Origin of the sequence: Massilia sp. MS-15 (genome assembly GCF_020176695.1) — a bacterium.
GTDB classification, from domain to species: Bacteria; Pseudomonadota; Gammaproteobacteria; order Burkholderiales; family Burkholderiaceae_D; genus Telluria; species Telluria hydrophila.
The window spans coordinates 194,981-220,652 of sequence record NZ_JAIWIA010000013.1 but is presented as its reverse complement, the minus strand read 5'-3'; the positions used below and the strand labels follow the sequence as shown (position 1 = coordinate 220,652).

General features: G+C 67.7%; 31 protein-coding genes. 20 read left to right on the top strand and 11 right to left on the bottom strand.

The window, feature by feature from the left end:
• The first annotated feature begins 166 nt into the window (after positions 1-166).
• The 6 genes from LCI23_RS07475 (at position 167) to LCI23_RS07450 (ending at position 3,388) form a co-directional block, all read left to right on the top strand.
• On the top strand, positions 167-592 hold the full coding sequence (locus LCI23_RS07475) for a DUF4398 domain-containing protein (protein WP_224945806.1): 426 nt from the start codon (positions 167-169) through the stop codon (positions 590-592).
• A 79-nt stretch (positions 593-671) separates the two neighbouring features.
• Positions 672-1,592 (top strand): OmpA family protein, encoded by a 921-nt coding sequence (locus LCI23_RS07470; RefSeq protein ID WP_224945805.1) that lies wholly within the window; start codon positions 672-674, stop codon positions 1,590-1,592.
• Between the two features lie 51 nt (positions 1,593-1,643).
• The gene (locus LCI23_RS07465) at positions 1,644-2,177 is read left to right on the top strand and encodes a bacterioferritin (RefSeq protein WP_224945804.1); all 534 of its coding nucleotides are present in this window, start codon (positions 1,644-1,646) and stop codon (positions 2,175-2,177) included.
• 42 nt (positions 2,178-2,219) lie between these two features.
• Entirely contained in the window at positions 2,220-2,573 is a 354-nt protein-coding gene (locus tag LCI23_RS07460) for a YqjD family protein (protein ID WP_224945803.1), read from the top strand.
• Positions 2,570-2,977: a phage holin family protein gene (locus LCI23_RS07455; RefSeq protein ID WP_224945802.1), complete on the top strand. Its 408-nt coding sequence runs from the start codon at positions 2,570-2,572 to the stop codon at positions 2,975-2,977. Before LCI23_RS07460 ends, LCI23_RS07455 begins: the two co-directional genes overlap by 4 nt.
• Positions 2,978-3,001: 24 nt before the next feature.
• Positions 3,002-3,388 carry a hypothetical protein gene (locus tag LCI23_RS07450; RefSeq protein ID WP_224945801.1) on the top strand — a complete coding sequence of 129 codons (387 nt, stop codon included), beginning with the start codon at positions 3,002-3,004 and terminating at the stop codon, positions 3,386-3,388.
• Between the two features lie 191 nt (positions 3,389-3,579).
• Here LCI23_RS07450 and LCI23_RS07445 read toward each other — a convergent pair whose 3' ends face one another.
• Both LCI23_RS07445 and LCI23_RS07440 read right to left on the bottom strand, forming a co-directional pair.
• On the bottom strand, positions 3,580-3,942 hold the full coding sequence (locus tag LCI23_RS07445) for a hypothetical protein (protein ID WP_224945800.1): 363 nt from the start codon (positions 3,940-3,942) through the stop codon (positions 3,580-3,582).
• Positions 3,943-4,049: 107 nt separating this feature from the next.
• Positions 4,050-4,517 carry a glycine zipper 2TM domain-containing protein gene (locus LCI23_RS07440; protein ID WP_224945799.1) on the bottom strand — a complete coding sequence of 156 codons (468 nt, stop codon included), beginning with the start codon at positions 4,515-4,517 and terminating at the stop codon, positions 4,050-4,052.
• 217 nt (positions 4,518-4,734) lie between these two features.
• Between LCI23_RS07440 and LCI23_RS07435 the strand changes: the two genes are divergently transcribed.
• From LCI23_RS07435 to LCI23_RS07425, 3 genes are all read left to right on the top strand, one after another.
• Positions 4,735-5,283 (top strand): hypothetical protein, encoded by a 549-nt coding sequence (locus LCI23_RS07435; RefSeq protein WP_224945798.1) that lies wholly within the window; start codon positions 4,735-4,737, stop codon positions 5,281-5,283.
• Between the two features lie 82 nt (positions 5,284-5,365).
• Positions 5,366-5,680 carry a BON domain-containing protein gene (locus LCI23_RS07430; RefSeq protein WP_224945797.1) on the top strand — a complete coding sequence of 105 codons (315 nt, stop codon included), beginning with the start codon at positions 5,366-5,368 and terminating at the stop codon, positions 5,678-5,680.
• 80 nt (positions 5,681-5,760) lie between these two features.
• Positions 5,761-7,035, top strand: a complete 1,275-nt coding sequence (locus LCI23_RS07425; RefSeq protein ID WP_224945796.1) for an AI-2E family transporter — start codon at positions 5,761-5,763, stop codon at positions 7,033-7,035.
• 28 nt (positions 7,036-7,063) lie between these two features.
• Here LCI23_RS07425 and LCI23_RS07420 read toward each other — a convergent pair whose 3' ends face one another.
• Positions 7,064-8,014, bottom strand: coding sequence for a YihY/virulence factor BrkB family protein (locus LCI23_RS07420; protein WP_224945795.1), 951 nt, complete (start codon positions 8,012-8,014; stop codon positions 7,064-7,066).
• Positions 8,015-8,128: 114 nt separating this feature from the next.
• Positions 8,129-9,157, bottom strand: a complete 1,029-nt coding sequence (locus LCI23_RS07415) for an OmpA family protein (RefSeq protein ID WP_224945794.1) — start codon at positions 9,155-9,157, stop codon at positions 8,129-8,131.
• A gap of 407 nt (positions 9,158-9,564) precedes the next feature.
• On the opposite strand from LCI23_RS07415, the gene LCI23_RS07410 reads away from it, so the two are divergent.
• The 4 genes from LCI23_RS07410 (at position 9,565) to LCI23_RS07395 (ending at position 12,720) form a co-directional block, all read left to right on the top strand.
• Positions 9,565-10,179: a winged helix-turn-helix domain-containing protein gene (locus LCI23_RS07410; RefSeq protein WP_224945793.1), complete on the top strand. Its 615-nt coding sequence runs from the start codon at positions 9,565-9,567 to the stop codon at positions 10,177-10,179.
• Positions 10,180-10,378: 199 nt separating this feature from the next.
• Positions 10,379-11,146 (top strand): glutathione peroxidase, encoded by a 768-nt coding sequence (locus LCI23_RS07405; protein ID WP_224945792.1) that lies wholly within the window; start codon positions 10,379-10,381, stop codon positions 11,144-11,146.
• Between the two features lies 1 nt (position 11,147).
• The gene (locus LCI23_RS07400; RefSeq protein ID WP_224945791.1) at positions 11,148-12,074 is read left to right on the top strand and encodes a zinc-dependent peptidase; all 927 of its coding nucleotides are present in this window, start codon (positions 11,148-11,150) and stop codon (positions 12,072-12,074) included.
• 88 nt (positions 12,075-12,162) lie between these two features.
• Entirely contained in the window at positions 12,163-12,720 is a 558-nt protein-coding gene (locus LCI23_RS07395; RefSeq protein ID WP_224945790.1) for a glycine zipper domain-containing protein, read from the top strand.
• 25 nt (positions 12,721-12,745) lie between these two features.
• Here LCI23_RS07395 and LCI23_RS07390 read toward each other — a convergent pair whose 3' ends face one another.
• The 6 genes from LCI23_RS07390 to LCI23_RS07365 form a co-directional block, all read right to left on the bottom strand.
• Positions 12,746-13,111, bottom strand: coding sequence for a VOC family protein (locus LCI23_RS07390; protein ID WP_224945789.1), 366 nt, complete (start codon positions 13,109-13,111; stop codon positions 12,746-12,748).
• An 82-nt stretch (positions 13,112-13,193) separates the two neighbouring features.
• Positions 13,194-13,979: a hydroxypyruvate isomerase gene (gene hyi / locus LCI23_RS07385; RefSeq protein ID WP_224945788.1), complete on the bottom strand. Its 786-nt coding sequence runs from the start codon at positions 13,977-13,979 to the stop codon at positions 13,194-13,196.
• Positions 13,980-14,009: 30 nt separating this feature from the next.
• The gene (locus LCI23_RS07380) at positions 14,010-15,350 is read right to left on the bottom strand and encodes an MFS transporter (protein ID WP_224945787.1); all 1,341 of its coding nucleotides are present in this window, start codon (positions 15,348-15,350) and stop codon (positions 14,010-14,012) included.
• Between the two features lie 22 nt (positions 15,351-15,372).
• Positions 15,373-15,843 carry a MarR family winged helix-turn-helix transcriptional regulator gene (locus LCI23_RS07375; protein ID WP_224945786.1) on the bottom strand — a complete coding sequence of 157 codons (471 nt, stop codon included), beginning with the start codon at positions 15,841-15,843 and terminating at the stop codon, positions 15,373-15,375.
• A gap of 284 nt (positions 15,844-16,127) precedes the next feature.
• Positions 16,128-17,522, bottom strand: a complete 1,395-nt coding sequence (locus LCI23_RS07370) for a DEAD/DEAH box helicase (protein ID WP_224945785.1) — start codon at positions 17,520-17,522, stop codon at positions 16,128-16,130.
• 242 nt (positions 17,523-17,764) lie between these two features.
• Positions 17,765-18,544, bottom strand: coding sequence for an inositol monophosphatase family protein (locus tag LCI23_RS07365; protein ID WP_224945836.1), 780 nt, complete (start codon positions 18,542-18,544; stop codon positions 17,765-17,767).
• A 176-nt stretch (positions 18,545-18,720) separates the two neighbouring features.
• Here LCI23_RS07365 and LCI23_RS07360 point away from each other — a divergent pair, with 176 nt between their 5' ends.
• Positions 18,721-19,533: an RNA methyltransferase gene (locus tag LCI23_RS07360; RefSeq protein WP_224945784.1), complete on the top strand. Its 813-nt coding sequence runs from the start codon at positions 18,721-18,723 to the stop codon at positions 19,531-19,533.
• A 78-nt stretch (positions 19,534-19,611) separates the two neighbouring features.
• On the opposite strand, the gene LCI23_RS07355 is transcribed toward LCI23_RS07360, so the two are convergent.
• On the bottom strand, positions 19,612-20,124 hold the full coding sequence (locus tag LCI23_RS07355) for a DUF6058 family natural product biosynthesis protein (RefSeq protein WP_224945783.1): 513 nt from the start codon (positions 20,122-20,124) through the stop codon (positions 19,612-19,614).
• 223 nt (positions 20,125-20,347) lie between these two features.
• On the opposite strand from LCI23_RS07355, the gene LCI23_RS07350 reads away from it, so the two are divergent.
• The 6 genes from LCI23_RS07350 to LCI23_RS07325 all read left to right on the top strand — a co-directional run bounded on the left by LCI23_RS07350 (position 20,348) and on the right by LCI23_RS07325 (position 25,658).
• Positions 20,348-20,866 (top strand): twin-arginine translocation signal domain-containing protein, encoded by a 519-nt coding sequence (locus LCI23_RS07350; RefSeq protein WP_224945782.1) that lies wholly within the window; start codon positions 20,348-20,350, stop codon positions 20,864-20,866.
• On the top strand, positions 20,863-22,485 hold the full coding sequence (locus LCI23_RS07345; RefSeq protein ID WP_224945781.1) for a GMC family oxidoreductase: 1,623 nt from the start codon (positions 20,863-20,865) through the stop codon (positions 22,483-22,485). The genes LCI23_RS07350 and LCI23_RS07345 overlap by 4 nt, the downstream gene beginning before the upstream one ends.
• Before the next feature lie 17 nt (positions 22,486-22,502).
• Entirely contained in the window at positions 22,503-23,465 is a 963-nt protein-coding gene (locus LCI23_RS07340) for an alpha/beta fold hydrolase (protein WP_224945780.1), read from the top strand.
• Between the two features lie 47 nt (positions 23,466-23,512).
• The gene (locus LCI23_RS07335; protein ID WP_224945779.1) at positions 23,513-24,307 is read left to right on the top strand and encodes a response regulator; all 795 of its coding nucleotides are present in this window, start codon (positions 23,513-23,515) and stop codon (positions 24,305-24,307) included.
• 96 nt (positions 24,308-24,403) lie between these two features.
• Positions 24,404-24,886 carry a phasin family protein gene (locus LCI23_RS07330; RefSeq protein ID WP_224945778.1) on the top strand — a complete coding sequence of 161 codons (483 nt, stop codon included), beginning with the start codon at positions 24,404-24,406 and terminating at the stop codon, positions 24,884-24,886.
• 76 nt (positions 24,887-24,962) lie between these two features.
• A complete protein-coding gene (locus LCI23_RS07325) occupies positions 24,963-25,658 on the top strand; it encodes a TetR/AcrR family transcriptional regulator (protein ID WP_224945777.1) in 696 nt (231 codons plus the stop codon).
• Positions 25,659-25,672 lie beyond the last annotated feature (14 nt).

Below are 25,672 nucleotides of genomic sequence, written 5' to 3'. Positions count from 1 at the left end.
GGCCCAGCTTAGCGCAAAGGACGGCGCGGCCAATGTGCGCTGCCTAACCCTGTCCCGCTGCGCCAGCCTGCACCGGTCCAGCAATGTGCGCCAGCGAACCGAAACCAGGAGATAACAGGTTTATAACGTTACCAAGGACATTTCCTCAACAATAGGAGAAGCAGCGATGGACCAACAACACCCGATGACCCGGATGCTGGGCAGCCTGACGACGGCAGCTGCGCTGGCAGGCGCGCTGGTACTGGCCGGCTGCGCCAATCCGCAAAAGGCGCCGGCGACCGCCGACGTGGCGGTGTCGCGCAACGCGGTCGAGAATGCCGTGTCGGCCGGCGCCGCCGAACTGGCCCCGGCCGAGATCACCGTGGCGCGCGAGAAAATGCTGCGCGCGAACCAGGCCCTGGCCGCACGCGACTACAAGCTGGCGCGCGAACTGGCGATCCAGGCCCAGGCCGACGCCAAGCTGGCGCAGAGCAAGGCCAATTCGGCCAAGGCGACCGCGGCATCGAACGCGCTGAACGAAGACCTGCGCGTGCTGCGGGAGGAAGTCGAGCGCGCCAACTCGCAGCCGGCCCCGACCACGACTCCGCAATAAGCAGCGCCTGTCGCGACAAGAAGAAGTTCCCTCCATTGACCGCCGCCCTGCGCGGCGCCCAGGAAAAAAGGACAAAAGCATGAAAAACCGTTCGATGATGTCGCTGCTGGCGGCCGCCGTGCTGGCCACCGCCTGCGCCACCGCCCCGATGAGCACGCCGACGCTGGACCAGGCGCGCGCCGACTTCGTGGCCGCCAACAACAACCCACAGGTGTCGCAATACGCGCCGCTGGAATTCAGGCAGGCCAGCGAGGCCCTCGACCAGGCGAATGCTGCCGCGGCGCGGCGCGAAGCCGTGGCCGATGTCGACCGCCTGGCCTACCTGGCCAAGCAGCGCGTCGCCACCGCGGTCGAAGTGGCACGCGCCAAGGCGGCCGAAGCCGACATGGCGAACGCGGCGCACGAACGCGACCAGGTGCGGCTGGAAGCGCGTACGCTCGAGGCCGACCGCGCCAAGCGCGAAGCCGAGGCGGCCCAGGCCGCCGCTGCCCAGGCCCAGATGCAGGCCCAGGCCGCCCAGCAGCAGGCCGCCGCCGCCCAGCAGCAGAACGCCGCGCTGGCGCAGCGCGCCGCGGTGCTGGAAGCGCTGCTGGTCGAGCTGCAGGCCGTCAAGACCGAGCGTGGCTATGTGGTGACCATCGGCGACGTGCTGTTCGCCCACGACAAGGCCGAGCTCACGCCGAACGGCATGTCGACCTTGCGCAAACTGGCCGACGTGATGGCGCAGAACCCGAACCGTACCGTGCTGGTCGAAGGGTTTACGGATAGCACCGGCGGCTCTTCGTACAACCAGGAACTGTCGCAGCGCCGCGCCGAAGCGGTGGCCTCCGCGCTGGGCTCGCTGGGCGTGCCGCGCAATCGCATCGCCATGAAGGCCTATGGCGAAGCCTTCCCGGTGGCGCCGAACGACACGGCCTCGAACCGCCAGCGCAATCGCCGCGTCGAGATCGTGCTGTCCAACGAGAACGCGCAGATTCCGCCGCGCGCGGCCGGACGCTGAGCGGCCCGGCGTAACCCGGGCACGCAACCGAACCACGTATCGAGGTAACACATGGAAGAAACCAACAAGCTGGCCCATGGCTTCGACGTGGCGGCGATCCGCCGCGCCGCCGCCAATCTCGACGACGGCGCCGTCACCGAGGGCTACCAGGCCGACCGCGAGGCGGTGATTGCGATGCTCAACGATGCGCTCGCCACCGAACTGCTGTGCGTGCTGCGCTACAAGCGGCACTACTACACCGTGAGCGGCCCGAATACCGGCCACATCAAGGCCGAGTTCCTCGAGCATGCCCAGCAGGAGCAGGACCACGCCGATCGCATCGCCGAGCGCATCGTGCAGCTGAACGGATCGCCGAACTTCAATCCGGCCACGCTGACCGCGCGCAGCCATGCCGAGTACGACGATTCGGATGACGTGCAGGCGATGGTCCGCGCCGACCTGATCGCCGAGCGCGTCGCCATCGAATCCTACCGCCAGATGATCGCGGCGATCGGCGACCGCGATCCAACCACGCGTGCACTGCTGGTCGACATCATGGCCGTCGAAGAGGAGCACGCCGACGACATGCGCGACCTGCTGGCCTGAGGCCAGGCACCATTCAACAACCACGACAAACCGGAGTAGACCATGCTAGACACCACCCGCAGCAACATCCAATCCACGGCCCGCGGCTACGAGTTCGACAGGCACGCATCCGACGCCTCGTCGGACCTGAAGGCGCTGGTGCGCGACGCCCAGTCGATGCTGACCGCCGCCGCCGCGCTGTCGGGCGACAAGGCCGAGGAATTGCGCAGCCGCGGCATGGAGCTGCTGGACCGCGCGCTGGGCCGCGCCAGCCGCTACCAGGACCAGGCGCTGGAAAAGGGCCGTGAGCTGGCGCACGAGGCCGATATCTATGTGAAGGACAATCCCTACCGGACGCTGGCCGTCGCCGCCGGCATCGGCGTGCTGCTCGGCGTCCTCCTCAGCCGCAAGCAATGAGCGGCACCGGGGGCGCCATGCAGAATGACGAAACCGTGGTGCATGCTCCTGGCCTGATGGGCGGAGTGTCCACCCTCATGAAAAGCCTGTTCGGCCTGGTCGTATCGCGGGTGGAGCTGGCCGCGCTCGAGCTGTCCGAGGTGCGCAAGCACGTGATCGAACTGGTAGCCCTGTTCGGGGCCGCTGTCCTTGGCATCTGGTTCACCATCGCCTACGGTACCGCGACCATTGTCGCGCTGGCCTGGGACGAGATGGGCTGGAAGATCCTGCTGATCCTGTTCGTCGTGTTCCTGGTCATCACTGGCGTGCTGGTGGCGAAGGGCCTGGCGCTGCTGAAACAGGACAAGCTCTCGCTGCCGGCGACCATGAATGAACTGAAGAACGACCGCGACATGCTGCTCTAGGCGGCGACACGAAAGAGGGGAAACATGCACAATGCAGATGAACGGACCGGACTGGCCGGCCACAAGCACAGCGCGGATCCGGCGCAGCGCAAGCAGGAACTGCTGCGCGAGGGCGAGTTTTTCCGAAGCAGCGTTGCCCATGCACGGGCCCAGATCCGGCACGCGGCGCGTCCCGAGGTGATGCTGCACGGCGCGATTGACCACGCCACCTGGGCATTGCGCGCACGCGCCGACGCCTTGTTGAAGCCGACCGGCACCAGCGTATCGGTCCTGATGCCCTACGGACTGGCGGTGTTGAACTTCATCCGCCAGCGCCGGCTCGGCAAGCAGGCAGGCGCCGCGGCCATCCTGCTTGGGGTGGGTGCCTGGTACATGAACAAGCGCCGCGTACAGCAGCAGGGACTGGGCTGACACGGCGCGGCAGGACGAAAGAATATGGTGGGGCTTGAGCGGCGTTGCAATCATCGATTGCACGCCGTTTTTTTTATGGCGGGACAGCTGTGGCAGTTGCGGACAGGGCCATTGGAAGCAGCGGCGAACAGCCGCCCATGGCACAAGGCCCTGGACAGCCGTTTTTGTGGTGGGAGCGGCGCGGGCGGCGCTCAGGGCGCCGGCGCTTCCAGCTGGGCGCTGGCCTGCGCCATGTCGCGCTGGTAGGTGACGCGCGCTTCCTGCAGGCAGGCCTTGCGTTCGGTAGCGGAGACTTTCTTGCAGGCGTTCCTCGCCTCCTGCAGCGCCGCGCCGATTTCCTTGTGCAGGGTGCGCAGCCGTTCCTGGCGGGTCTTGTCCTCGCGGTACCAGCGCGCCGGATCACCCTTGGCGATCTCGCGTGCCTGCTGCTGGGCGGCGACAGGATCGACGACGGCATCGCCGTGGGTTGCGCTCTGGACCTGGGCGTGCGCCAGCAGGCTACTGCCGAGCAGGTAGGCGCAGGCGCCGTTCAGCATGATGGAGATGAGTCGCATGGCATCCTCCAGCGGATGGTCAAGCCGCGGCACGGGGCCGCGGCTGTAGGTGCGCACCCGTGCCGCGCCAGCGTGGCGGCTGGCGCGGACAGGGCCGGCAACGCGGATCAGTAGCGGTAGACGCGGCCGTCCACGATGCGCACGCGGTTACCCACGCGCAGGTCGTAGACGCTGTCCTGGGTCACGGTGCGGTATTCGCCGTTGTCCATACGTACATTAACCTGATACAGCTCCTGGCCGCTGTTACGGTTGCGCTCGACGCTATTGCCGATCGCCGCGCCCGCCACGCCGCCAGCCACGGTGGCCGCGGTACGGCCACTGCCGCTGCCGACCTGGTTGCCGGCCAGGGCGCCGACCACGCCGCCCAGGATGGCGCCGGTGCCGCTGGTGCGGTTGGCCTGTGTCACCTGGATCGATTCGATCGTGCCATATCCCATGGACACATTGTTATAGCCACTGTTGTAGCCGCTGTTGTAGCCGGTGTTGTAGCCGCTGTCGTAGGGCTGCGAAGCGCAGCCGGCGAGGAGGGCGGTAGTGGCCAGCACGGCAGCAGCGAGGGTACGGGTTGCTTTCATGTTGTTCTCCTGACAAAAGTATGGGTTCAGCATAAACACGGCCGCAACATGGGTCTGTGCGTTGACTAACCGTCCCCGACTGCCATCTTGAACAGCCGCGCCGCCACGAACATCGTGGGTTTGTTGTTGTGCGTTTTGCTATGTTCGGCACCGAACGGAAGCTGGGCCGGGCGACGTGTAAAACGTCATAAGCGTGTTGACAAACGGAGAACAAAAAATGAAAAGAACCTATGCTTTCCTGCTCGTTGGCGCCGCGCTCGCCTGGGCAGGTTCGGCGCGCGCCCAGGCCGCACCCGACGCCAGGACCGCATTCGAACAGGCCAAGGCCATGGCCGAGGCCAACTACAAGGCCGCCAAGGCCCGCTGCGATCAGATCGCCGGCAATCCGCATGCGCTGTGCATCGCCGAAGCGCGCGCGGCGCGCGTGCGCACCGAGGAAGAAGCGGGCGCCGCGTACAAGAATACCCTGTCGGCCTACACCGATGCGCGCATGCGCATCGCCTCGGCCAACTACGACCGCGACCGCGTGCGCTGCGCCGCCGTCACCGGCAACGACCGCGACGTCTGCCTGGAACAGGCCAAGGCAAGCCTGATCGCGGCCCAGGCCGATGCCAAGGCCGACCGCAAGAGCATCGAGGCGCGCCAGGATGCGCAGCAGGACAAGCTCGCCGCCCAGTACCGCGTCGCGATCGAAAAGTGCGATGCCTATGCCGGCGAGGTCAAGGACCAGTGCGTCAATGCCGCCAAGACCGCGTTCCGGAAATGATTTTGCGGGCCGGCGTGCCGGTACCGTCCACACCGCCCGCATGGGCTTGCTTAAGTAGTCTGACTTTCCACAAGGAGCTATCATGAAAATTGCACAACGTCTCGTCACCGCCGCCTTTACCGCCGCCGTCGCCATCACCGCCGTGGGCTGCTCGTCGAACCCGACCTCGAAGTCCGCCGGCGAATACGTGGACGACGCCATGATCACCACCAAGGTGAAGGCAGCCTTCGCGGCCGACCCGACCGTCAAGGCGACCGAAGTCAACGTCGAGACCTACAAGGGCGACGTGCAGCTGTCGGGCTTCGTGGCCGAGCCGCGCGACGCCCAGCGCGCGGTGGAAATCGCGCGTGGCGTGAAAGGTGTAACCTCCGTGAAGAACGACATCCGCGTCAAGTAATCCAGGGGCCGGGGCAACCCGGCTCCCCGGCTCCCCGGTTTGCCGGCTCCCGGCCCCAGTACTCAGTCAAGGCACGATCCATGCAGCTCGCACCCTCCGAACCGGCACAACCTGCTGTCCAGGCTGCGAGCACATCCGGGGTTGGGCCGGGCGCTCCTGCCCGCAAGGAACCCGAGCCAGCCCCGGATTCCGGTGCCGGCGCCGCCAGCGACGAGCTCACGCTGCAGGCGGGCGGGCTGCGCCTGCCGCTCCATGTCCATGCGCGCGGGCTCTCGCTCGGCATCCTGGCCACCCTGGCCTGCGTGTTCGCGCTGCAGTGGGCGCAGAAATTCTTCGTTCCCTTCCTGCTTGGCATTTTCATCGCCTATACCCTGAATCCCGTGGTGCGCTGGCTGGAACGCTGGCGCGTCAAGCGCGTGATCGGCGCGACCCTGGTGACCGCCCTGATCCTGGGCGCCATGGGTGGCACCCTGTACCGGCTGCAGGGGGAATTCTTCAACATCATCGACGAGCTGCCGACGCTCACCCACAAGGTGACCCGCATCTTCACCAGCGGCGACGGCCAGCGCTCGACCATCCAGCAGGTGCAGGCCGCAGCCGCGGAGATCGAGCGCGCCGCTTCCAATGCCACTGGCGGCGAGCAGCGCCGCGCCGTCCAGAAACGGACCAACTCCCTGCCCCCGGCCGCGGCCGCGGGCGCTTCCAGCATCCGCGTGATGGACTGGGTGCTGGCCGGCTCGGTGGGACTGGCGACCTTCCTGTCGCAGGCGACCATGGTGGTGTTCCTGGTGTTCTTCCTGCTGCTGGCCGGCGACACCTTCAAGCGCAAGCTGGTCAAGCTGACCGGCCCCTCGCTGACCCGCAAGAAGGTCACCGTGCACATCCTGGACGACATCAACAATGCGATCCAGAGCTATATGTTCATGCTGCTGGTGACCAATCTCTTGCTGGCCCTGCTGACCTGGGCCGCGCTGCGCGCCATCGGGCTCGAGAATGCCGGCGCCTGGGCGGCATTTGCCGGCCTGGCCCACGTGATTCCTTACTTCGGGCCGCTCCTGATCACGCTCGCGACCGGGGCCGTTGCCTTCTTCCAGTTCGAGTCGCTGCGCATGGTGATCCTGGTGGCGGGGTCCTCGCTTGGCATCGCGACCCTGGTCGGCATGGTCGTCGCCACCTGGATGACCGGCCGCATCGCCAGGATGAACCCGGCGGCCGTGTTCGTGAGCCTGCTGTTCTGGGGCTGGCTGTGGGGCATGTGGGGACTGCTGCTGGGGGTGCCGGTGGTGATGGTGCTGAAGGTGGTGGCCGAGCGGGTCGAGGGCATGGAAGTGGTGTCGGAGCTGCTGGGCGAATAGCCCGGCGGCGTGGCCGCCAGGCACCCCCTCACACGGCGCGGCCGTTCTTCCAGGTGGCGCTGCCCGCCTCGCGCTCGGCCTTCTTCTTGTCGCCGGTCTCGTGCGCCGGCCGGTGCCTCAGGCTGCCGAGCTGCAGCGCATACTGGCGCGCGAACTCGGCGCCGAGGAAGAAGATCTGGGCCGAGTAGTACACCCACAGCAGCAGCGCGATCAGCGAGCCGGCGGCGCCGAAGCTGTCGGCGGCGCCGCTGTTGCCGATGTACAGGCCGATTCCGAACTTCCCGAGCGTGAACATGGCCGCGGTGCCGAGCGCGCCGATGGCCACGTCGTGCCAGGACAGCCTGATGCGGGGCAGCAGCTTGTAGATCACGCCAAACAGGGTAGCGATCACCAGGAAGCTGATGGCCCAGGCCACCCAGCCCATTACCACGGCCGCTTCCTTCCACATGCCGCCGATGTATTCCTCGACCACCGCCAGGGCCGCGCTCACCACCAGCGACACCATCAGCAGGAAGCCGAGCACCAGGATCAGGCCGAAGGAGAGCAGGCGGGTACGCACCAGGTTCCAGAAGCCGGCGTTTGGCGGCGGCGGCACGTCCCAGATCTCGTCCAGGCTATCCTTCAGCTCGGCGAACACGGTAGTCGCGCCGATCAGGAGCAGCACGGTGGCGATGATGGTGGCCATCATGCCGCTTTCCTTGTTGCGGGCGCCAGCCAGGATCGTCTGGATGGTTTCCGCGCCCTGGGCGCCGACCAGGCCGCGCAGCTGGTTCATCAGCTGGCCCTGGGCCGCTTCGGCGCCATAGAAGAAGCCGGCGACGGCGATCACCAGCACCAGCACCGGGGCCAGCGAGAACAGGGTGTAGAAGGCGAGCGCGGCGCCCTTGCTGGATGCGCGATGCTCCAGCCATTCGGTCACCGAACAGCGCATCACCTGTAGCAGCTGGCGCGAAAACGGTCGCCATTTGTTGACAGCCATAGTCGATCCTCCAATTGAAAAGGGGGCCGTAGCCCCCTCGCATGCTCATGGCGGCTTTCATGCCCGCCTCCGGCCGCACGGGGCGGACGGAGGGCAGGACATGGATGCCGGACCTTACTGGACGCGCTTCTCGATCGTGATCTGCTCGACCTCGACGCGGCGGTTCGGCTCCAGGCAGTCGATCAGGGCCTTGCGGTTCTTCTGGTCGCACTGGACCAGCGGGTTCGCTTCGCCCTTGCCGTAGGCCTTCAGGCGGTTGCCGTCGACGCCCTTGCTGACCAGGTAGTCGCGCACCGCGTTGGCGCGGCGCTCGGACAGGCGCAGGTTGTACTTCTCGGTACCCAGGCGGTCGGTGTAGCCGGTGATGTCGACGTCGGTGATGCTCGGGTCGGCCTGCAGCGCAGCGGCGATTTCATCCAGCTTCGGCGACGGCATGATGATGTCCGACTTGTCGAACTCGAACAGCTTGGTCGCTTCCAGGGTCACTTTCTGGAAGCGCGGCGGCGCTGGCGGCGGCGCGACCGGTTCCGGTGCCGGAGCCGGTGCCGGGGTTTCGACGACCGGTGCCGGAGCCGGTGCCGGCGGTGCTGGCGGCGGGTTGAACGCGTAGTTCAGGCCGACGGTCAGGTATTTGTTGGTGCTGCGACGGAAGCCGAACTGCTCGTGATCGCGCAGGAAGCCACGCACGGCGCGCAGGTCAGCCTGCAGCGACCACTGGTCGGTCAGCGATGCCTGGAAGCCCAGGCCGGCGGTGGCGTACGGCGAATTCTTGCCAACGTTGCGCAGCGGGTTCACCACCTTGTCGCGCTCCAGGCCGAGGCCCAGCAGCACGAACGGACGGAAGCGGTCGCGCGAGAACATCATCAGGGCATCGGCGCCCAGCAGGGTCTGACGGTAGCGTGCAGGACCGTCATTGAAACGGACCTGGCTGCCGCCGAACTGGATGTCCCACATGGGCGACACGGCCTTGCCGAACTTCAGGCCGCCGCCCCAGTCGCGGTCACCGACGCCAAAGCGGCTGTCCGGCTTGGCATAGATGACGTTCGGCTGAATGTACCACGATGGGTTGATTTCTTGGGCCATGGTGGTGCCAGACGCGCACAGGATGGCGGCGGCCAGGGCGATCTTCTTCGTATTATTCACAGGTGACTCCCATAAGGTGAAGGGTTGTTGACATCGCATGCCTTGACACAGATGTTGGATAAAGAATAACAGTGCAAGTTCCGCTCGCTCGGTGCGGTAGCGCACCCAAGGGAACGAACCTGTGTGATTTTACAACAGTGCTGGAAATGCCATATGGATACGATGTGATTTTGCGCAACAGTTACATGCACTTGGTGCGCTGCAAAAAAAATCGACCGTGAAGAGAAACCTGTGCTTGCTAAAAATGCTTTCAGGAATGTTCTTGAATGTTGGATGGCGCACAGACCGGGGTGCCTGAGGCAGGCAATCTTGATACCAGTTAAGCGGAACCCGAGGTGTTGTCAGGGTGTCATACGGCACACAGCGACCCGGACCACACAGTCTCACTCTCAACGGAGCTCACCAATATGCATGCAACGACCCATCACAACGCGGTGCAAGGCGACATCGGCGCAGTGCACACTTCCAGCAAATCTGCGCTGATCGAACGCGTCCCGCCCCAGCCGACCGAGCGCGCCCCGATCTCGCTGGCGCCGATCGAACGCGTCCGTTCGACCTCGGCCACGCAGCGCCGGATCGAAAACATGCAGAAGCTGATCAACGAGCTGTCGACCCACGAGATGCTGGCCGACGAGATCGCATGGTTCCTGAAATTCTCGCCGTCCGGCGCACGCAAGTACATCCGCGACCTGCGCGAAGCCGGCGTCATCGAGCTGGCGCGCTACATCGAAGGCACCGCCACCTACCTCGGCAAGGCCGTCTACCAGATCTGCCCCGACCAGGAGCGCGTCAAGGCTTTCCTGGCCGCGATCTGCCAGCCGAAGCGTGAAGGCGCCGCCCCGCGCAAGGAGCGCCCGGGCCTGCGCGAGCAGAACATGGCCGGCAGCGGCCGCCACTTCCACATCCTGGCGGACGATACCCACTACGCGATCCGCGTCAACCGCAGCCCGGTCACCCGCGATCCGCTGGTCGCCGCGCTGTTCGGCCCGCCCCCAGGCCAGGCCGCCAAGGAACGCGCCTGAGCCGCGTTACCGGTGCGCCGCGGTCGAGACCCGCGGCGCACCCGGTCCGACGATCGCTGTCGTCATGCATGCCGCGCCCTGTGCGCGGCATTGTATTTTTCAAGCAGACAATTTTTTTGGGGGCGCGTTGAAAACCGGTCAATAGTCCTTACCTGCCTCCCCATGCGGCCGAGGGGCCGCCCCAAGGAAAGGAAGAACGATGTCCACCAGTCCCGCACTACCGACACCCGAATCCCTGCAAGGCAGGCCGGTCCCGCGCGTGACCTTCAAGGCCAGGCCCGACGACGCGTGGCGCGACCTCAGCACGGACGAGCTGTTCAAGGGCAAGACCGTGGTCGTGTTCGCCCTGCCGGGCGCCTTCACGCCGACCTGCTCCTCGACCCACTTGCCACGTTACAACGAACTGGCGCCGGTGCTGCGCGAAAACGGGGTCGACGATATCCTGTGCATCGCGGTCAACGATGCCTTCGTGATGAACCAGTGGAAGACCGGACAGGACGCCGGCAACATCACCTTGGTTCCCGACGGCAATGGCGACTTCACCGAGGGCATGGGCATGCTGGTCGACAAGCGCGAACTCGGTTTCGGCAAGCGTTCCTGGCGCTACTCGATGCTGGTGCGGGACGGCGTGATCGAGAAAGTCTTCATCGAGCCGCAGCGCGAGGGCGACCCGTTCGAGGTGTCCGATGCCGACACCATGCTCAGGTATATCAATCCGCAGGCCCGGATTCCCGAGCCGGTGGTGATGTTCTCGCGCCCCGGCTGTCCGCATTGCGCGCGCGCCAAGTCCGCCTTGCGCGAGAATGGCATCGTCTTCACCGATATCCCGGAAGACCAGATCATCACGACCAGCGTCCTGCGTGGCCTGACCGGGCGCCTGACCTGGCCACAGGTATTCGTCGGCGGCCGGCTGGTCGGCGGCGCGGACGAGGTGCTGGACTGGGTCGCGACGACACGGAAAGCCTGACATGGAAGGCATCATCGCCGGCCTGCTCGGGGCCGGATTGCTGGCGGCATTCCTGCTGCCCAAATGGCGCCTGCGGCGCGCCCTGGCGCGTCCGCTGGCGCCAGACCTGGTCGCTGTGCTGGCACGAAATATTCCCCAGTATGACGGCATGGACAGAGACCAACGTCTGCGCCTGCAGCGCCTGGTGCAGCGCTTCCTGCACGAAAAGACATTCGTCGGCTGCGCCGGCCTGGAGGTCACGGACGAGATGCGTGCCACGATCGCCGGCCAGGCCTGCCTGCTGGTGCTGGGGCGGGCCGGCGAGGCGGCGCGCGCCTATCCTTCGCTGCATGCGGTACTGGTATATCCGGGCGCCTTCCTGGTGCCACGCCGCGAAGTCGACGCCGCCGGTGTGGTCACGGAGCAGCGCCAGGACCTGCTGGGCGAATCCTGGGGCGATGGCCGCGTGATCCTGTCCTGGGACCATGTGCGGCGCGCGGGCGCGCTTGCCGGCGCCGTTGCCGGTCCGGACGGTGCGGGCGATGCGGACGATGCTGCGCGGCCCGCCCACAATGTTGTCTTGCACGAGTTCGCCCACCAGCTCGACAGCGAATCGGGCAGCACCAATGGTGCGCCCTACCTGGGCAGCACGGAACGCTACCGCAGCTGGTCCGAGGTACTGTCGCGCAACTTCGCCGGCCTGCGGCGCGACGCGATGTGGGGGCAGCAGGGCGTGCTCGACCACTACGGGGCCAGCAGCCCGGCCGAGTTCTTCGCGGTGGCGACCGAGAGTTTCTTCGAGCAGCCCTGGGCGCTCGCGGCGCGCCATCCCGACCTGTACGAGGAATTCCTGAAGTACTTCCGGGTCGATCCGCGGCGCTGGCTGCCCGAACCCGCGCCGGAACCGGACGTGCTGGCCGGCGGCGTCGCCTACGGACAATGGCGCTGAGCGGCTGCCGCGGGCTGCGTGCGCCCGCGTACAGAGCGGAGCAGCCAGCGCCGGTATAGTCGAGCCAACCACGATCCAGGAGAGATCCATGTCCATCATCATTGCAGGACGTTTCCAGCTTCAGGAAGATGTCGCGCGCGCGCGCGCCGCGCTGGCCGACGCAGGTTTCGACGCGGGCCGGATCAGCGGCTTCTACCTGAACCAGCCCGGGCAGCACGACCAGACCCCGATCGGCGGCGATCATATCCAGTCGCCAGGCGCCAAGGAGACGCCGGAAGGCGTGGTCCAGGGTGTCGCCACCGGTGGCGCGGTGGGGGCCGTGATTGGCGCGGCGACCGCGCCGGTCACCGGACCGCTGGGACCGCTCGTTGGCGGCCTGGTCGGCGGCCACGTCGGCTCGCTGTTCAGCTTTTCGAAGATGAAGGACCGCGGCGAAAGCGAGGAGGGCAGCCGCGAGAACCGCGTGCCGCCGCGCGAAGCCGGCATGCTGGTGGCGGTGGCCTTCGACGACGACCGCCTGGTCGACCGTGCGGCGGATGTGTTGCGCCAGCTCGGCGCCCACCACATCGAGCGGGCCGAAGGCAATATCGTCGACGGCGACTGGGCCGACTTCGACCCCGCCAGCCGGCCGGTGCTCATCTCCTGAGCCTGCGCCTGCGGCTGCGCAGGACTCAGGCGACCTTGGCCGGGTCGAAATGGGGATTCTGGATGACGCCGAACAGGTTGCCGTCCGGGTCGCGCACGGTGGCGACGCGGATGCCGCCGCCGACGTCCTCTACCGCTGACTCCACCTGCGCCCCCAGCGCGGACAGCCGCGCGACTTCCTGCTCGATGTCCTGGGTGCCCCAGTAGGCGGTGGCGCCGGCACTGCCTGGCTGGCCGTCCGGCACCAGGCCCAGCTCGAAACCGCCGACCTCGAAACCGACGTAGAAGACTTCATCGAAGTAAGGCGGCTTGCCCAGTACCTGCCCATACCAGGCCTTGGCGTCGGCTAGATTGCCCACTGGGTAGATCACGGTACGCAAACCCTGGATCATCGCACTGCTCCATCGTGGTGAAAAGGCCATGTTGCCTGAACGTCCATGCCCTGTCCAGCATGGGGCGGTGCGCTCGGTGCGCTTATTTGCGCTGGCGTTCGGCTTCCAGCCAGCCAAGCGAGGCGGCCGTCGGGCCGCGCGGCACGTATTCGCAGCCGACCCAGCCATCGTAGCTGAGCTCGTCCAGTAACCGGAACAAGCGGGGGAAGGGAATGCCGCCGGTGCCGGGCTGGTGGCGTCCCGGTACGTCGGCCAGCTGGATGTGGCCGATGACGGGCAGGCAGCGGCGCAGGGTCGTGGCCAGCTCGCCTTCCATGCGCTGCATGTGGTAGAGGTCGTATTGCAGGTAGAGATTACCGGCGCCGGCTTCCTGGATGACCGCGCAGGCCTGGCGCGTGCCGGTCAGGAAGTAACCGGGCACGTCATGGTGGTTGATCGGCTCGACCAGCAGCGCGATACCGTGGGCGGCGCACTGGGCGGCCGCGTAGCGCAGGTTGGCCACGTACGCCGCATGGGCCTGTTCGCGGGAGACGTCAGGCGGCAGCAGGCCGGCCATGCAGTGCAGGCGGCGCACGCCGAGGGCCCGCGCATAGGCGATGCCGAGGCCGACACTGTCCTGGAACTGCGTCCTGCGGCGCGGGTCGCAAGCCAGGCCGCGCTCGCCCGCTTCCCAGTCCCCGGCCGGCAGGTTGTGCAGCACGGCTTCCAGCCCGTGGCGCTGCAGGCGTTCGGCGATCTCGCCGGGTGCGAAAGCGTAAGGGAACTGGAATTCGACGGCCTCGAAGCCGGCCGCGCGCGCAGCGCCGAAGCGCTCGAGGAAGCCGGTCTCGGTGAACATCAGGCTCAGGTTGGCGGCGAACTTGGGCATGGACGGGCTCGGGTGGCAGGACCTGCCATGCTAGCCGATCCTGGCATCGGATTCCATCCCCTGTCCCTGCGGGAGGGGCGCGTCGGCCAGGCTTGCCATCGGCGTGAACAGCCAGGCCAGCACGGCTGCGGCAGCCAGGAACAGGCCCGCCGCGGCGAACAACAGGTCCAGGCTGAGGCGGCTGGCCAGCCAGCCGGCCCCCGCCGCGGCCAGCGGCGCCAGGCCCATGAAAACGAACATGAAGATGGCCATCATCCGGCCCAGCATGGGCTTCGGTACGGCCTGCTGGATCCAGGTGAACACGGCCACCTGCACGAATCCGCCCAGCACGCCGATCGCCGCCAGCAGCAGCATGCCCTGCCATGACTGGGTCACCAGGCCGATCGGGAGCAGCAGCAGGCCGACCACGCCATCGACCACCAGCAAGGTCACGCCGAGGTTCACGAGGCGACGCTTGCCGAGCGCGCCCGAGAGGGCCATGCCGGCCAGCGTGCCGGCGCCATGGGCGCCCATCAGGAGCGCGAGGGCGGATGCCCCATGCAGGCGTTCGCTGGCCAGCAGGGGCAGCGCCACCTGCATGAGGCCGCCGACCACGCAGGCGCACAGGCCCCAGTACAGGAAGGCCGTGCGCAGTTGCAGCGTGCGCCACACCGTGGCCAGGGCGGCGCCGACGGCCTGCAGAACCGGCTCGCGCGCCTTGCCGGCAGTGGCCGCAGCAAGCGGCCTGACCCGCGACAGGGTCCAGGCCGAGACCGCATAGCTCAGGGCATCGAGCGCGAAGGCGATACCCAGTCCGCGCGCATCCTGCATCCCCGCGCTGCCGTCGCCGGCGAGGGCGAACAGCAGGCCTGCCAGTAGCGGCCCGGCCAGCAAGGTGAGCTGGCGCACCGCCATCATGGTCCCGTTCGCGGCCGCCAGGTGGCGGGCCGGTACCGCATGGGGCAGCATCGACGTGCCGGCCGGAATGCTGAAGGCCGAGGCCAGGCTCAGGCCGATTGCCAGCAGCGCCACCAGCGGCAGGCTGGCCTGTCCCGCCAGCACCAGCGCGGCCAGGATCGCCAGCAGTCCCGTATTCGCGTGCTTGGTCAGCATCAGCACGCGCTTGGGCGAATGGCGGTCCACCACGGCGCCGCCGAACAGGATCAGGACTGCCCGCGGGACACCCATCGCGGCCACCATCATGCCGAGCGCCAGCGGATCGCCGGTGAGCTGCAGGACCAGCCAGGGCAGGGCGATCAGGGTGAACTGGTCACCCAGCGCGGAAATGAGGCTGCCGCTCATCAGCCAGTTGAAATTCGGATCGCGCCGCAGCGCCCTGGTGTCGTTCATGTGGGGACTCGCGATGGTGAGCGCGCCAAGGGAGCGGCGCATGCCCGCTGTCTTGTGTTGCGCCTTATTTGCTGCTGCCCAGCTGGGCCAGCAGTGCCGACGACGCTTCGATCTGCGCGCGCGACGGTGCGCCCAGCAGCATGCGACTGACGTTGTGCACCACCACGCTGGCGTTCGTGACCAGCTCGCTGCCGGTGGGCGTGATGATGGCATAGCCGACGCGGGCATCGCGCGGATCGCTCTGGCGGTCCACCAGGCCGATCTTCTCGAGGGGCAGCAGCGAGCGGGTCACGCCGGAGGCGGTGAGGCCGAGCGCTTCGGCCAGGTCGACCCGGCGCAGGCGCCCGCCCGGCGCCCGCTGCAAGCTGAGCAGCAGCTGGTAGTCCACGAAGCTGATCCCGTGCAGGCTGCCAAGCGAACTGTCGAGGCGACGCGAGAGCGCCGCCCAGGCGCGCGCCATGCGCAGGCAGAATTCGCTGGTCGGGCTGTCCAGCGGCGTGCCCGCGTCGGTGGGCAGATCGTTCTGGTCGGTCATGCGGTGCTCCCATGGTGAAAGTTGATTAGTCAAATATATAATCAATCACAATACTTTGCAACTACTTGATTTATCAAATATCTAGGGTCAGAGTCCAATTTCCGGGAAATACCACAATCGTTTCCAATAATTCGACTCTGACCCCGATGTTCGGTGCCTGAGGCCGCATGGACAAAAAAATAGGGTCAGAGTCGAATTATCGGGAAACTTTCGAAATTTCCGAACAATTTGACTCTGACCCTACTCGAGGCCAGCCCTTGGCCGGGCGTGCTGCCCGGCAGGATTTAGCGGTCGCGGCCGCCCTGGCGCGGGGCGGAGCCCGAACGCTGGCCGCGGCTGGCATTGCTGCCGTTGCCGCGCGCACCGCCACCATTGGCCGGACGGCCGCCATTGCCACTACCGTTGCCGGCGCCGGCAGAACGGGGCTGGCCCTGGCCACCACGGTTGCCGCCCGGACGGCCCCCGCCACGGTTGGCATGGCCCGGGGCGCCGCTGCGCAGCTGGATCGGTTGTGCCTTCGCGGTCGGATCCGGCTCGAAGCCAGGGATTACCTGGCGGGGCAGGGTCTGCTTGATCAGCTTCTCGATGTCCTTCAGCATCTGGTGCTCGTCCACGCACACCAGCGACACCGCTTCACCGGTGGCGCCGGCACGGCCGGTACGGCCGATCCGGTGCACATAGTCTTCCGGCACGTTCGGCAGGTCGTAGTTCACCACGTGCGGCAGCTGGTCGATGTCGATGCCGCGCGCCGCGATGTCGGTCGCCACCAGCACCTTCAGGCTGCCGTCCTTGAACTCGGCCAGCGCCTTGGTGCGCGCCGACTGGCTCTTGTTGCCGTGGATGGCCATCGCGCCGATGCCGTCGCGGCCCAGCTGTTCCACCAGCTTGTTGGCACCGTGCTTGGTGCGGGTGAACACCAGCACCTGCTGCCAGTTGTTTTCCTTGATCAGGTGCGACAGCATCGGGTGCTTCTTGTCGCGGTCGACCGGGTGGATCTTTTGCGCGATCACTTCCACGGTCGAGTTGCGGCGCGCCACTTCGATCGAAGCGGGGTTGTTCAGCAGGCGGTCGGCCAGGGCCTTGATGTCGTCCGAGAAGGTGGCCGAGAACAGCAGGTTCTGGCGCTTCGGCGGCAGCAGCGCCAGCACTTTCTTGATGTCGTGGATGAAGCCCATGTCCAGCATGCGGTCGGCTTCGTCCAGGATCAGGATTTCGATCTTCGACAGGTCGACCGTGCCCTGGCCCGCGTGGTCGAGCAGGCGGCCCGGGGTGGCAACCAGGATGTCGACGCCCTGCTTGAGCAGCTTGATCTGCGGGTTGATGCCGACGCCGCCGAAGATCACGGCCGAATTCAGGTTGGTGTACTTGCCGTACAGGCGCACGCTTTCCTCGACCTGGGCCGCGAGCTCGCGGGTCGGGGTCAGCACCAGGGCGCGGATGGCGCGCGGGGCGCTCTTGCTTTTCTGGGCGCTGCCGACCGCATCGGTCGACAGGCGTTGCAGGATCGGCAGGGTGAAGCCGGCGGTCTTGCCGGTGCCGGTCTGGGCGCCGGCCAGCAGGTCGCCGCCGTTCAGGACCGCGGGAATCGCCTGCGCCTGGATTGGGGTCGGGTTGGTATAACCTTGTTCAGTGACCGCGCGGACAATCGCGTCGGACAAACCGAGAGTAGAAAATGACATAAATTTTTTCGCAAAAAGTGGCCCGCCGCCACACGGCGCGAGTCCTGGAAATCGGATTAGTCATTGCAGGCGGGACGCGGTGGATTCCGCGGGAACGCCGGACGCTGCCGCCCGTGTAGTGTCACGGGCAAACCAGCCGGGGATTATAGAGAAGTTATTTCTCTATGGAAAGTTTCTGACCGGGACTTTCCGTCCGGTGAAGCGGGGCATGCAGCGCATGCCCCGGAAGCACAGCGGGTATTTTACGCGAAAGCGGCGAGCAGCGGGACCATGGCGCCAAACACCTTCGGGCCGGCGGCGATGATGTCGCCCTTGTGCAGGTATTCCGACTCGCCATTGAATTCGCCGACGATGCCGCCCGCTTCGGTGACGAGCAGGGCGCCGGCGGCGATGTCCCACACCTTCAGGCCCTTTTCAAAATAGCCGTCGATGCGGCCGGCGGCCACGTTGGCCAGTTCCAGCGCGGCCGAGCCGCCGCTGCGCACGCCGTGGCAGCGCGAGGCGACGGTTTCATACATGCGCAGGTATTCGGCCAGTGCGCGCGGATCCGGACCATGACCCGATGCCAGCAGGGCCTTGCCGATGCGGTCCTTGCTGCTGACGCGGATGCGCTTGTCGTTCAGGTAGGCGCCAGCACCCTTGGTGGCGGTGAACAGGTCGTTGCGCACCGGGTCGTAGACCAGGGCGTTGGTGATCACGCCGCGCTGTTGCAGGGCGATCGAGATGCAGAAGTTGGGGTAGCCATGCAGGAAGTTGGTGGTGCCATCGATCGGGTCGATGATCCACACGTTTTCGCTCTCGTCATTCAGGTTCTTCGATGCGCCCGATTCTTCCGCCAGGATCGCGTGGTCGGGGTAGGCCTTCAGCAGGGTTTCCACGATGGCCGCCTCGGCCGCCTGGTCGATGTCGGTGACGAAATCGTTGTGGTTTTTTTCAGAAACGGTGATCCGATCGAGGTCGAAGGACGCGCGATTGATGACGGTGGCGGCGCGGCGGGCGGCCTTGACGGCCGTGTTGAGCATTGGGTGCATGGGGCTTTCCGTGGAAAAAACGCGAACGCCCACCACGCATCGAAGCGCCGTGAACGGTCTGCTGAATTGAGAATGACAAAGAGCAAAGCGGTGCCGAACCCGTTAAAATCCCGGAAACACCTTTCCAGGATATCAAGCGCCCGCACCGCGCGATGGCGCTATTTTAAATGAACCCGACCGAAATCAACACATCTCTCTTCAAAAGGCTCCGATTCGTGCTGGTCGAGACCAGCCGCGCAGGCAATGTCGGCTCGGTGGCGCGCGCCATGAAGACGATGGGATTCAGCGAACTGGTGCTGGTGGCGCCGCGCTGCGAGAACCCGCTGCATGACGCGGAAGCGGTGGCATTCGCGAGCGGCGCTGGCGACGTGCTGGCCGGTGCGCGCATCGTCGGCAGCATCGGCGAAGCCCTGGAAGGCTGCAATTTCGCCGCCGCCGTGTCGGCGCGCCTGCGCGAATTCTCGCCGCCGGTGTGGACGCCGCGCGCCTTCGCGGCCCACGTGGCAGGACAAAGCGACTTGCAGCCGCCGCAGGGCGACTTGCAGCCGCCGCAGGGCGCGCTGCGGCCGGCCCTGCTCCTCGGCAACGAGCGGGTTGGCCTGCCGAACGAGATCGTCCAGCAGTGCAACGTATTGATCAACATCCCCTCGAATCCGGATTATTCGTCGCTGAACCTGTCGCAGGCGGCCCAGGTACTGGCCTACGAAGCGCGGCTTGCCGCGCTGGGCGAGGCGGGCGGCACGGTCGAGGCGCGCGGCGTCGGCTTCCATGGCGACGCCGCCAGCCTGGCCCAGGTCGAGGGCATGTACGCCCACCTCGAAGAAGCGCTGGTGGCGATCGGTTTCCTCAATGAGAACAACCCGAAGAAGCTGATGCCGCGCCTGAAGCGCCTGTTCGCGCGCACCGGACTCGAGACCGAAGAAGTCAACATCCTGCGCGGCATTGCGCGCGCGATTCTCGAGCGGGCGCCGAAACGGTAGCGTGCACAGGATATTTGCCTGCAGGGCCAGGAGTGCAAATATTGTTTGCAACCATGGCCCGCAAGGCAAATGGTTTCATCAAGCCGCCGCCAGGCCGTAACGGATGCGCACCGCGTCCACGTAGCGATGACGCGAGCTGCGCGCGCGTTCGTGCGGCGCGAACGGCGTGCTGGCGCGGTCGAGCAGGTCCACCGCCTGGCGCAGGCGCTGCAGGTCGGGAGCGCGCTGTGCGTCGGCGGTCAGCTCCTTGATCACGCAGATCGCCAGTTCCTTGGCGGCGATGTCTTCGGGCAGCCCGGTACGGGTGCACAGGCCGTAGGTCCCGGACAGGAAGTGGCCCCATTCCTCGCGTAGGTGCGCGTCCAGTCCGTCTCCCAGCTTTGCATCCCGCGTCGCCAGCGGCAGCGCCGCCAGTGCGGCGCGGTAGCGGCGCGCGAACACCGTGAAGGGATCTTCCGTCTCCGCTTCCAGCACACCGATCCACGACAGGGTGCCGGGCGCATAGTAGTCGACCGTGTGCGCTTCCTCGTGCTCGCCGAAGAAGGACGCGCAGTGGACAGCGAGCTGCAGCCGGTAGGATGGCTGCGGCATGCCGCCCGCGCGCGTCAGGGCGTCGAGCCGCGCGCCATCGATGCCGCTGGCCGCCAGCAGCTGCGCGCGGTGAGGAAATGCGTGTCCAGGTAGTCGATGAGTTCCATGGGCCGGCATTCTACAAGAGCGCCGCCGGGCCTAGACTTTCCCCTCTAGTTTCCATGCCCGGCGGGTCTCGCCTTTGGCTTACACTAGCCGACACACAAGAGGCAGAAGTGGGGACATGGGAACATCACGACGCACCTTCCTGAAGGCCGGGGGACTGGCCGCGCTGGCGCTGGGCGCTGCCGGCGCGCTCTACCGCGCCACGCACGGCAGCGCGCCGCACCGCTTCGCCCTCGATGGCGAAGCGCGCGCGGCGCTGCACGCGATCGCGCCGGCGATCCTGGCCGGCGCGCTGCCGCAGGGGCCGGAACGGGCGGCGGCGCTCGCCACCACCATCGAGGGCGTGCACCAGGCCATCCTCGGCCTGCCGCCGGCCACCCAGAAGGAAGTGCAGGACCTGTTCGGCCTGCTCGCGCTGGCGCCCGCGCGCCGCCTGCTCACTGGCGTGTCCGGCGGCTGGGAAGGTGCGCGCAGCGAACAGGTGAGCGCCTTCCTGCAGGACTGGCGCCTGCACCGTGTCGGCCTGCTGCGCAGCGCCTACCACGCGCTGCACGACCTGGTACTGGGCGCCTGGTACGCGCAGCCTGCCAGCTGGGCGGCGACCGGCTACCCCGGCCCGCTGAAGGAGCTGGCATGAGCGCCTCGATCGTGCCCGACCCGATCCGGGACGGCGTGGCCCGCGGCTGGAAGCTCCTCGACGCCGCCGCGCTCGAGCGCGACCGCACGCTGGAAGCCGACGTCGTCATCGTCGGCAGCGGCGCCGGCGGCGGCGTCAGCGCCGAGATCCTGGCGCGCTCCGGCCTGTCGGTAATCGTGGTGGAAGAAGGCGCGCTGAAATCCTCGAGCGACTTCAGGATGCGCGAGGCCGAGGCCTATCCATCGCTGTACCAGGAATCGGCCGCGCGCAAGACGCTCGACAAGGGCGTCAACATCCTGCAGGGCCGCACCGTGGGCGGCTCCACCACCGTCAACTGGACCTCGAGCTTTCGCACCCCGCCCGCCACCCTCGACTGGTGGCGCCGCCACTACGCGCTGAGCGACAGCACGCCGGACGCGCTGGCGCCCTGGTTCGCGATGATGGAGGCGCGCCTGCACATCGCCGACTGGCCGGGCGCACCCAACGAGAACAATGACATCCTGCGCCGCGGCGCGGGCCGGCTCGGCATCGGCACCGGGCTGATCCGGCGCAACGTCAAGGGCTGCTGGAACCTTGGGTACTGCGGCATGGGCTGCCCGACCAATGCCAAGCAGTCGATGCTGGTGACCACGATTCCGGCCGCGCTGGAACAGGGCGCGCTGCTGGTCACGCGCGCGCGCGCCGAGCGCTTCGTGCTGCGCGGCGGACGCGCCGACGAGCTGCTGTGCCAGGCGCTCGACGCTGGCGGCATCGTGCCCAGCGGCCGCCAGCTGCGCCTGCGCGCGCGCCACTTCGTGGTGGCCGGTGGCGCCATCAATACGCCGGCGCTGCTGCTGCGCTCGAAGGCGCCCGATCCCAGCGGCCTGCTGGGGCGCCGGACCTTCCTGCACCCCAGCGTGATCTCGGCCGCCTTCTTCCCGCAGCCGGTGCAGGCCTGGGCCGGCGCGCCGCAGACCGTGTATTCCGACCACTTCCTGGCCGGCCCGCTCGACGGCCCGATCGGCTTCAAGCTGGAAGCCCCGCCGCTGCACCCGCTGCTGCTGGCCACCACCATGAGCGGCTTCGGCGAAGCGCATGCGCGCATGATGCGCGACTATCCCACCATGCACGGCATGCTGGCGCTGCTGCGCGACGGCTTCCACGAGGACGCGCCCGGCGGCACCGTGCGCCTGCGCGCCGACGGCAGCCCCGAGCTGGACTACCCCCTGACCGACTACCTGTGGGACGGCGCGCGCCGCGCCCAGCTGGCGATGGCCGAGATCCAGTTCGCGGCCGGCGCCACTGCGGTGCAGCCGGCGCACGAGATGGCGCGCCGCTACACATCCTGGCGCGAGGCGAAGGCCGCGATCGCGGCGCTGCCCCAGGGCCTGCAGCTCACGCGCGTGGCCTCGGCCCACGTGATGGGCGGCTGCGCGATGGCGGGCGACGAGCGCCTCGGCGTCACCGCGCCGGACGGCCGCTACCGCGGCCTGGACAACATCTCGGTGCACGACGGCTCGCTGTTCCCCACCTCGCTGGGCGCCAATCCGCAGCTGACGATCTACGGCCTCACGGCCCGGCTGGCGAGCGGCCTGGCAGAGGCGCTGACGGGCCGCCCGGCGGCCCGTCCCGTGGCCTGAGGCGGGCCAGGACGACCATGAGCGCGCGCCGCCTGCTGCAGCTGCTGCTGGCCGTGCAGGCGCTGGCCGCGCTGGGCATCGGCCTGGCCGCGCTGCAGCTGTTCGGGGCCAGCCGCTGGCAGGCGCTGGGCGCGGGCCTGGGGAGCGTGCTGCTGGTGCGCCTCTTGATCAACGCGAACAACTTCCGCCTCAGCGCGCGCTACGCCAGCCCGACCCCGGACGACTGCCGGATCGGGGCCGGCGCGCGGCTGCGCATGTTCCTGGAGGAGTTCTACGCCAGCATGCTGCAGTCGTCCTGGACCATGCCGCGTGCCAGCGCGCGCATCCGCATCCACCCCGGCGCCGGCATCCCGGTGCTGCTGCTGCACGGTTATGGCTGCAACAGCGGCTACTGGTCGCACCTGCTGCCGCGCCTGGAGGCGGCCGGCATCAGCCACGCCACCCTCGACCTGGCGCCGCTGACCGGCGACATCGACGGCTACGTGGCCCAGGTCGAGGAAGCGGTGGATGCGCTGTGCGCCGCCAGCGGCGCCGACCGGGTGGTGCTGGTGGCCCACAGCATGGGCGGACTGGTGGCACGCGCCTGGATGCGCGCCTGCGGCACCGCGCGCGTGGCGCGCGTGATCACGCTTGGCACGCCGCACCACGGCACCTGCCTTGCCGCCTTCGGCATCGGGCGCAACGCCGCCCAGATGCGGCGTGCCGTGGCGGACACCGGCGAGCCGCCCGAATGCGCCTGGCTGCGCGCGCTGGCAGGCGGCGAGGACGCGGCCGCGCGCGCCCTGGTCACCTCGATCTATTCGCACCACGACAACATCGTCGCGCCGCAGAGCTCGAGCATGCTGCCGGGGGCGCGCAACATCGCGTTCGGCGGTGTCGGCCATGTCGCGCTGGGGCGCAACCGGCGCGTGCTGGACGCGCTGATGGCGGAGCTGATGGCGGCGCGGCGGGCATGCGCGGTGAGACGGCCGCTGTATTGACATTGCGCGTGTTACAGTAGCGACAACGCCGCCACCGGAGCGCCGCCTTGGCCCGCATCCTGATCATCGAAGACAATCCCGCGAACGTCGAGCTGATGGCGTTCCTGCTCACCGCCCACGGGCACACGGCCCTGAGCGCGCCCGACGGACCGCGCGGCATCGCCAGCGCGCGCGCCGCGCCGCCCGACCTGGTTGCCTGCGATGTCAACCTGCCCGGCATGAGCGGCTACGAGGTGGTGGCGGCGCTCAAGGCCGATGCGCGGCTGGCGCGGGTGCCGGTGCTGGCCGTGACCGCGCTGGCGATGGCGGGCGACCGCGAGAAGGTGCTGGCCGGCGGCTTCGACGGCTACATCAGCAAGCCGATCGAACCGGAGAGCTTCGTGGCCGAACTCGAGGTTTTCCTGCTGGCAGCCGGCTCCGGTGCGGTGCAGGCGGGGGGCGGCAGCGCCCAGCCGCCCGCCATCCTGCTGGTCGACGACGATCCTTTCATGCTGGCCGTGCTGTCCGACATGCTCGGCGACGAGCCGCTGCGCGTGCTGTGCGCTGCCTCCGGACCGGAGGCGCTGGACCTGCTGGCGCGCGAGCCGGCCGCCGTGATCCTGTGCGACCAGGCCATGCCCGGCATGCGCGGCACCGAGCTGCTGGCCAGGGTCGCGGCCGCGTATCCGGACACGGTGCGCCTGATGCTCAGCGGCCAGCACGACCTGGCCGAGATCGAGGCGGCAGTGCGCAGCGGCCTGGCCGATGCCCACTATGCCAAGCCGGTGTCGGCGGCCAGCCTGCGCGAGCGGATGCGCGCCGCGCTGGCGCTGGCGGCACAGCGCCAGCGCCAGCGGCATTGAAGCCGGCGCCGGTGCGCCCACCGGGGAAGGCGCTTTAGAATCCGGCTTCTAGCGTGCGTGCCTACAATGGCTCCAGGCAGTTCACGAGGACCATGCATGAGCAGGAAACTCCCGCCCGAGGACGACGACGACGCGCTGGCGCGCGCCGTGCGCGCCTCGGCCCAGCAGATCTGGCAGGCCGGCCTGGGGGCCTTCGCCCAGGCCCAGGAAGCGGGCGAGGGCGGGCGTTCGTTCGCACGCCTGGTGCGCGACGGCGGCGTGCTGGCGCGCCGCGCACGCGAGGTCGAGGACACCGGCGGCACGGTCGCGCGCGTGGCCGAGCGGGCTACCCGCAAGAGCGGGCGCAGTGGCGGATCCTGGGGCAAGCTGGAACAGGTGTTCGAGGAACGCGTGGCACGCGCCCTGGCCACCATCGGCGTGCCCGCCGCGAGCGAGGTCGAGGCGCTGCGGCGCCGCGTCGATGCGCTCGAACTGATGCTGGCGCAATTGCAGGAACAGCTGCAGGGACAGCTGCAAGGACAGCCGCAGCGTCGGCCGCAAGCGCGCGCGGCGGCGCCGGACCAGGACGGCGACGCCTGAAAGGGGCCTGCCAATGCTGTCTGCTTGACAGCATTTGATGTTATTCTCCCGCCTGGAACCACAAACTTCGCCCTTCATGCAACAAAAAGCTCCGCGCCGGACCCGCGAACGCATCCTCGAGCTCTCGCTCAGGCTGTTCAACGAGTTCGGCGAGCCGAACATCACGACGACCGTCATCGCCGAGGAGATGAATATCTCGCCCGGCAACCTGTACTATCACTTCCGGAACAAGGACGACATCGTCAATTCGATCTTCAACCAGTTCGAGGCGGAGATCGAGCGCATCCTCACCGTGCCGGCCGGGCGCCGCTCCAACATGGAGGACGTGTGGCTCTACCTGCACCTGATGTTCGAGCTGATCTGGCGCTACCGCTTCTTCTACCGCGACCTGAACGACCTGCTGTCGCGCAACCGCAAGCTGGAACTGCACTTCAAGGCGATCCTGGCGCACAAGATCAAGGTCGCGCGCCAGCTGTGCGAGGACCTGCGCAGCGAAGGCTCGCTCGAAGCGGGCGAGCAGCAGATCGCCGCCATGGCGACCAACATGGTGGTGGTGGCGACCTACTGGCTGTCCTACGAATACGTGCGCAACCCGCGCCGGTACAGCGAGCAGCAGGCCATCGCGGATGCGCTGGCACGCGGCTGCTACCAGGTGCTGTCCATGCTCGGACCCTACCTGCGCGGCGATACCCGCCTGCTGTTCGAGAAGCTGTCCGAGGAATACCTCAAGAAGCTGTCCGCCGAGGCCAGGCCCGGCGCCGATTTCCTGTAACACGCAAAGCGACC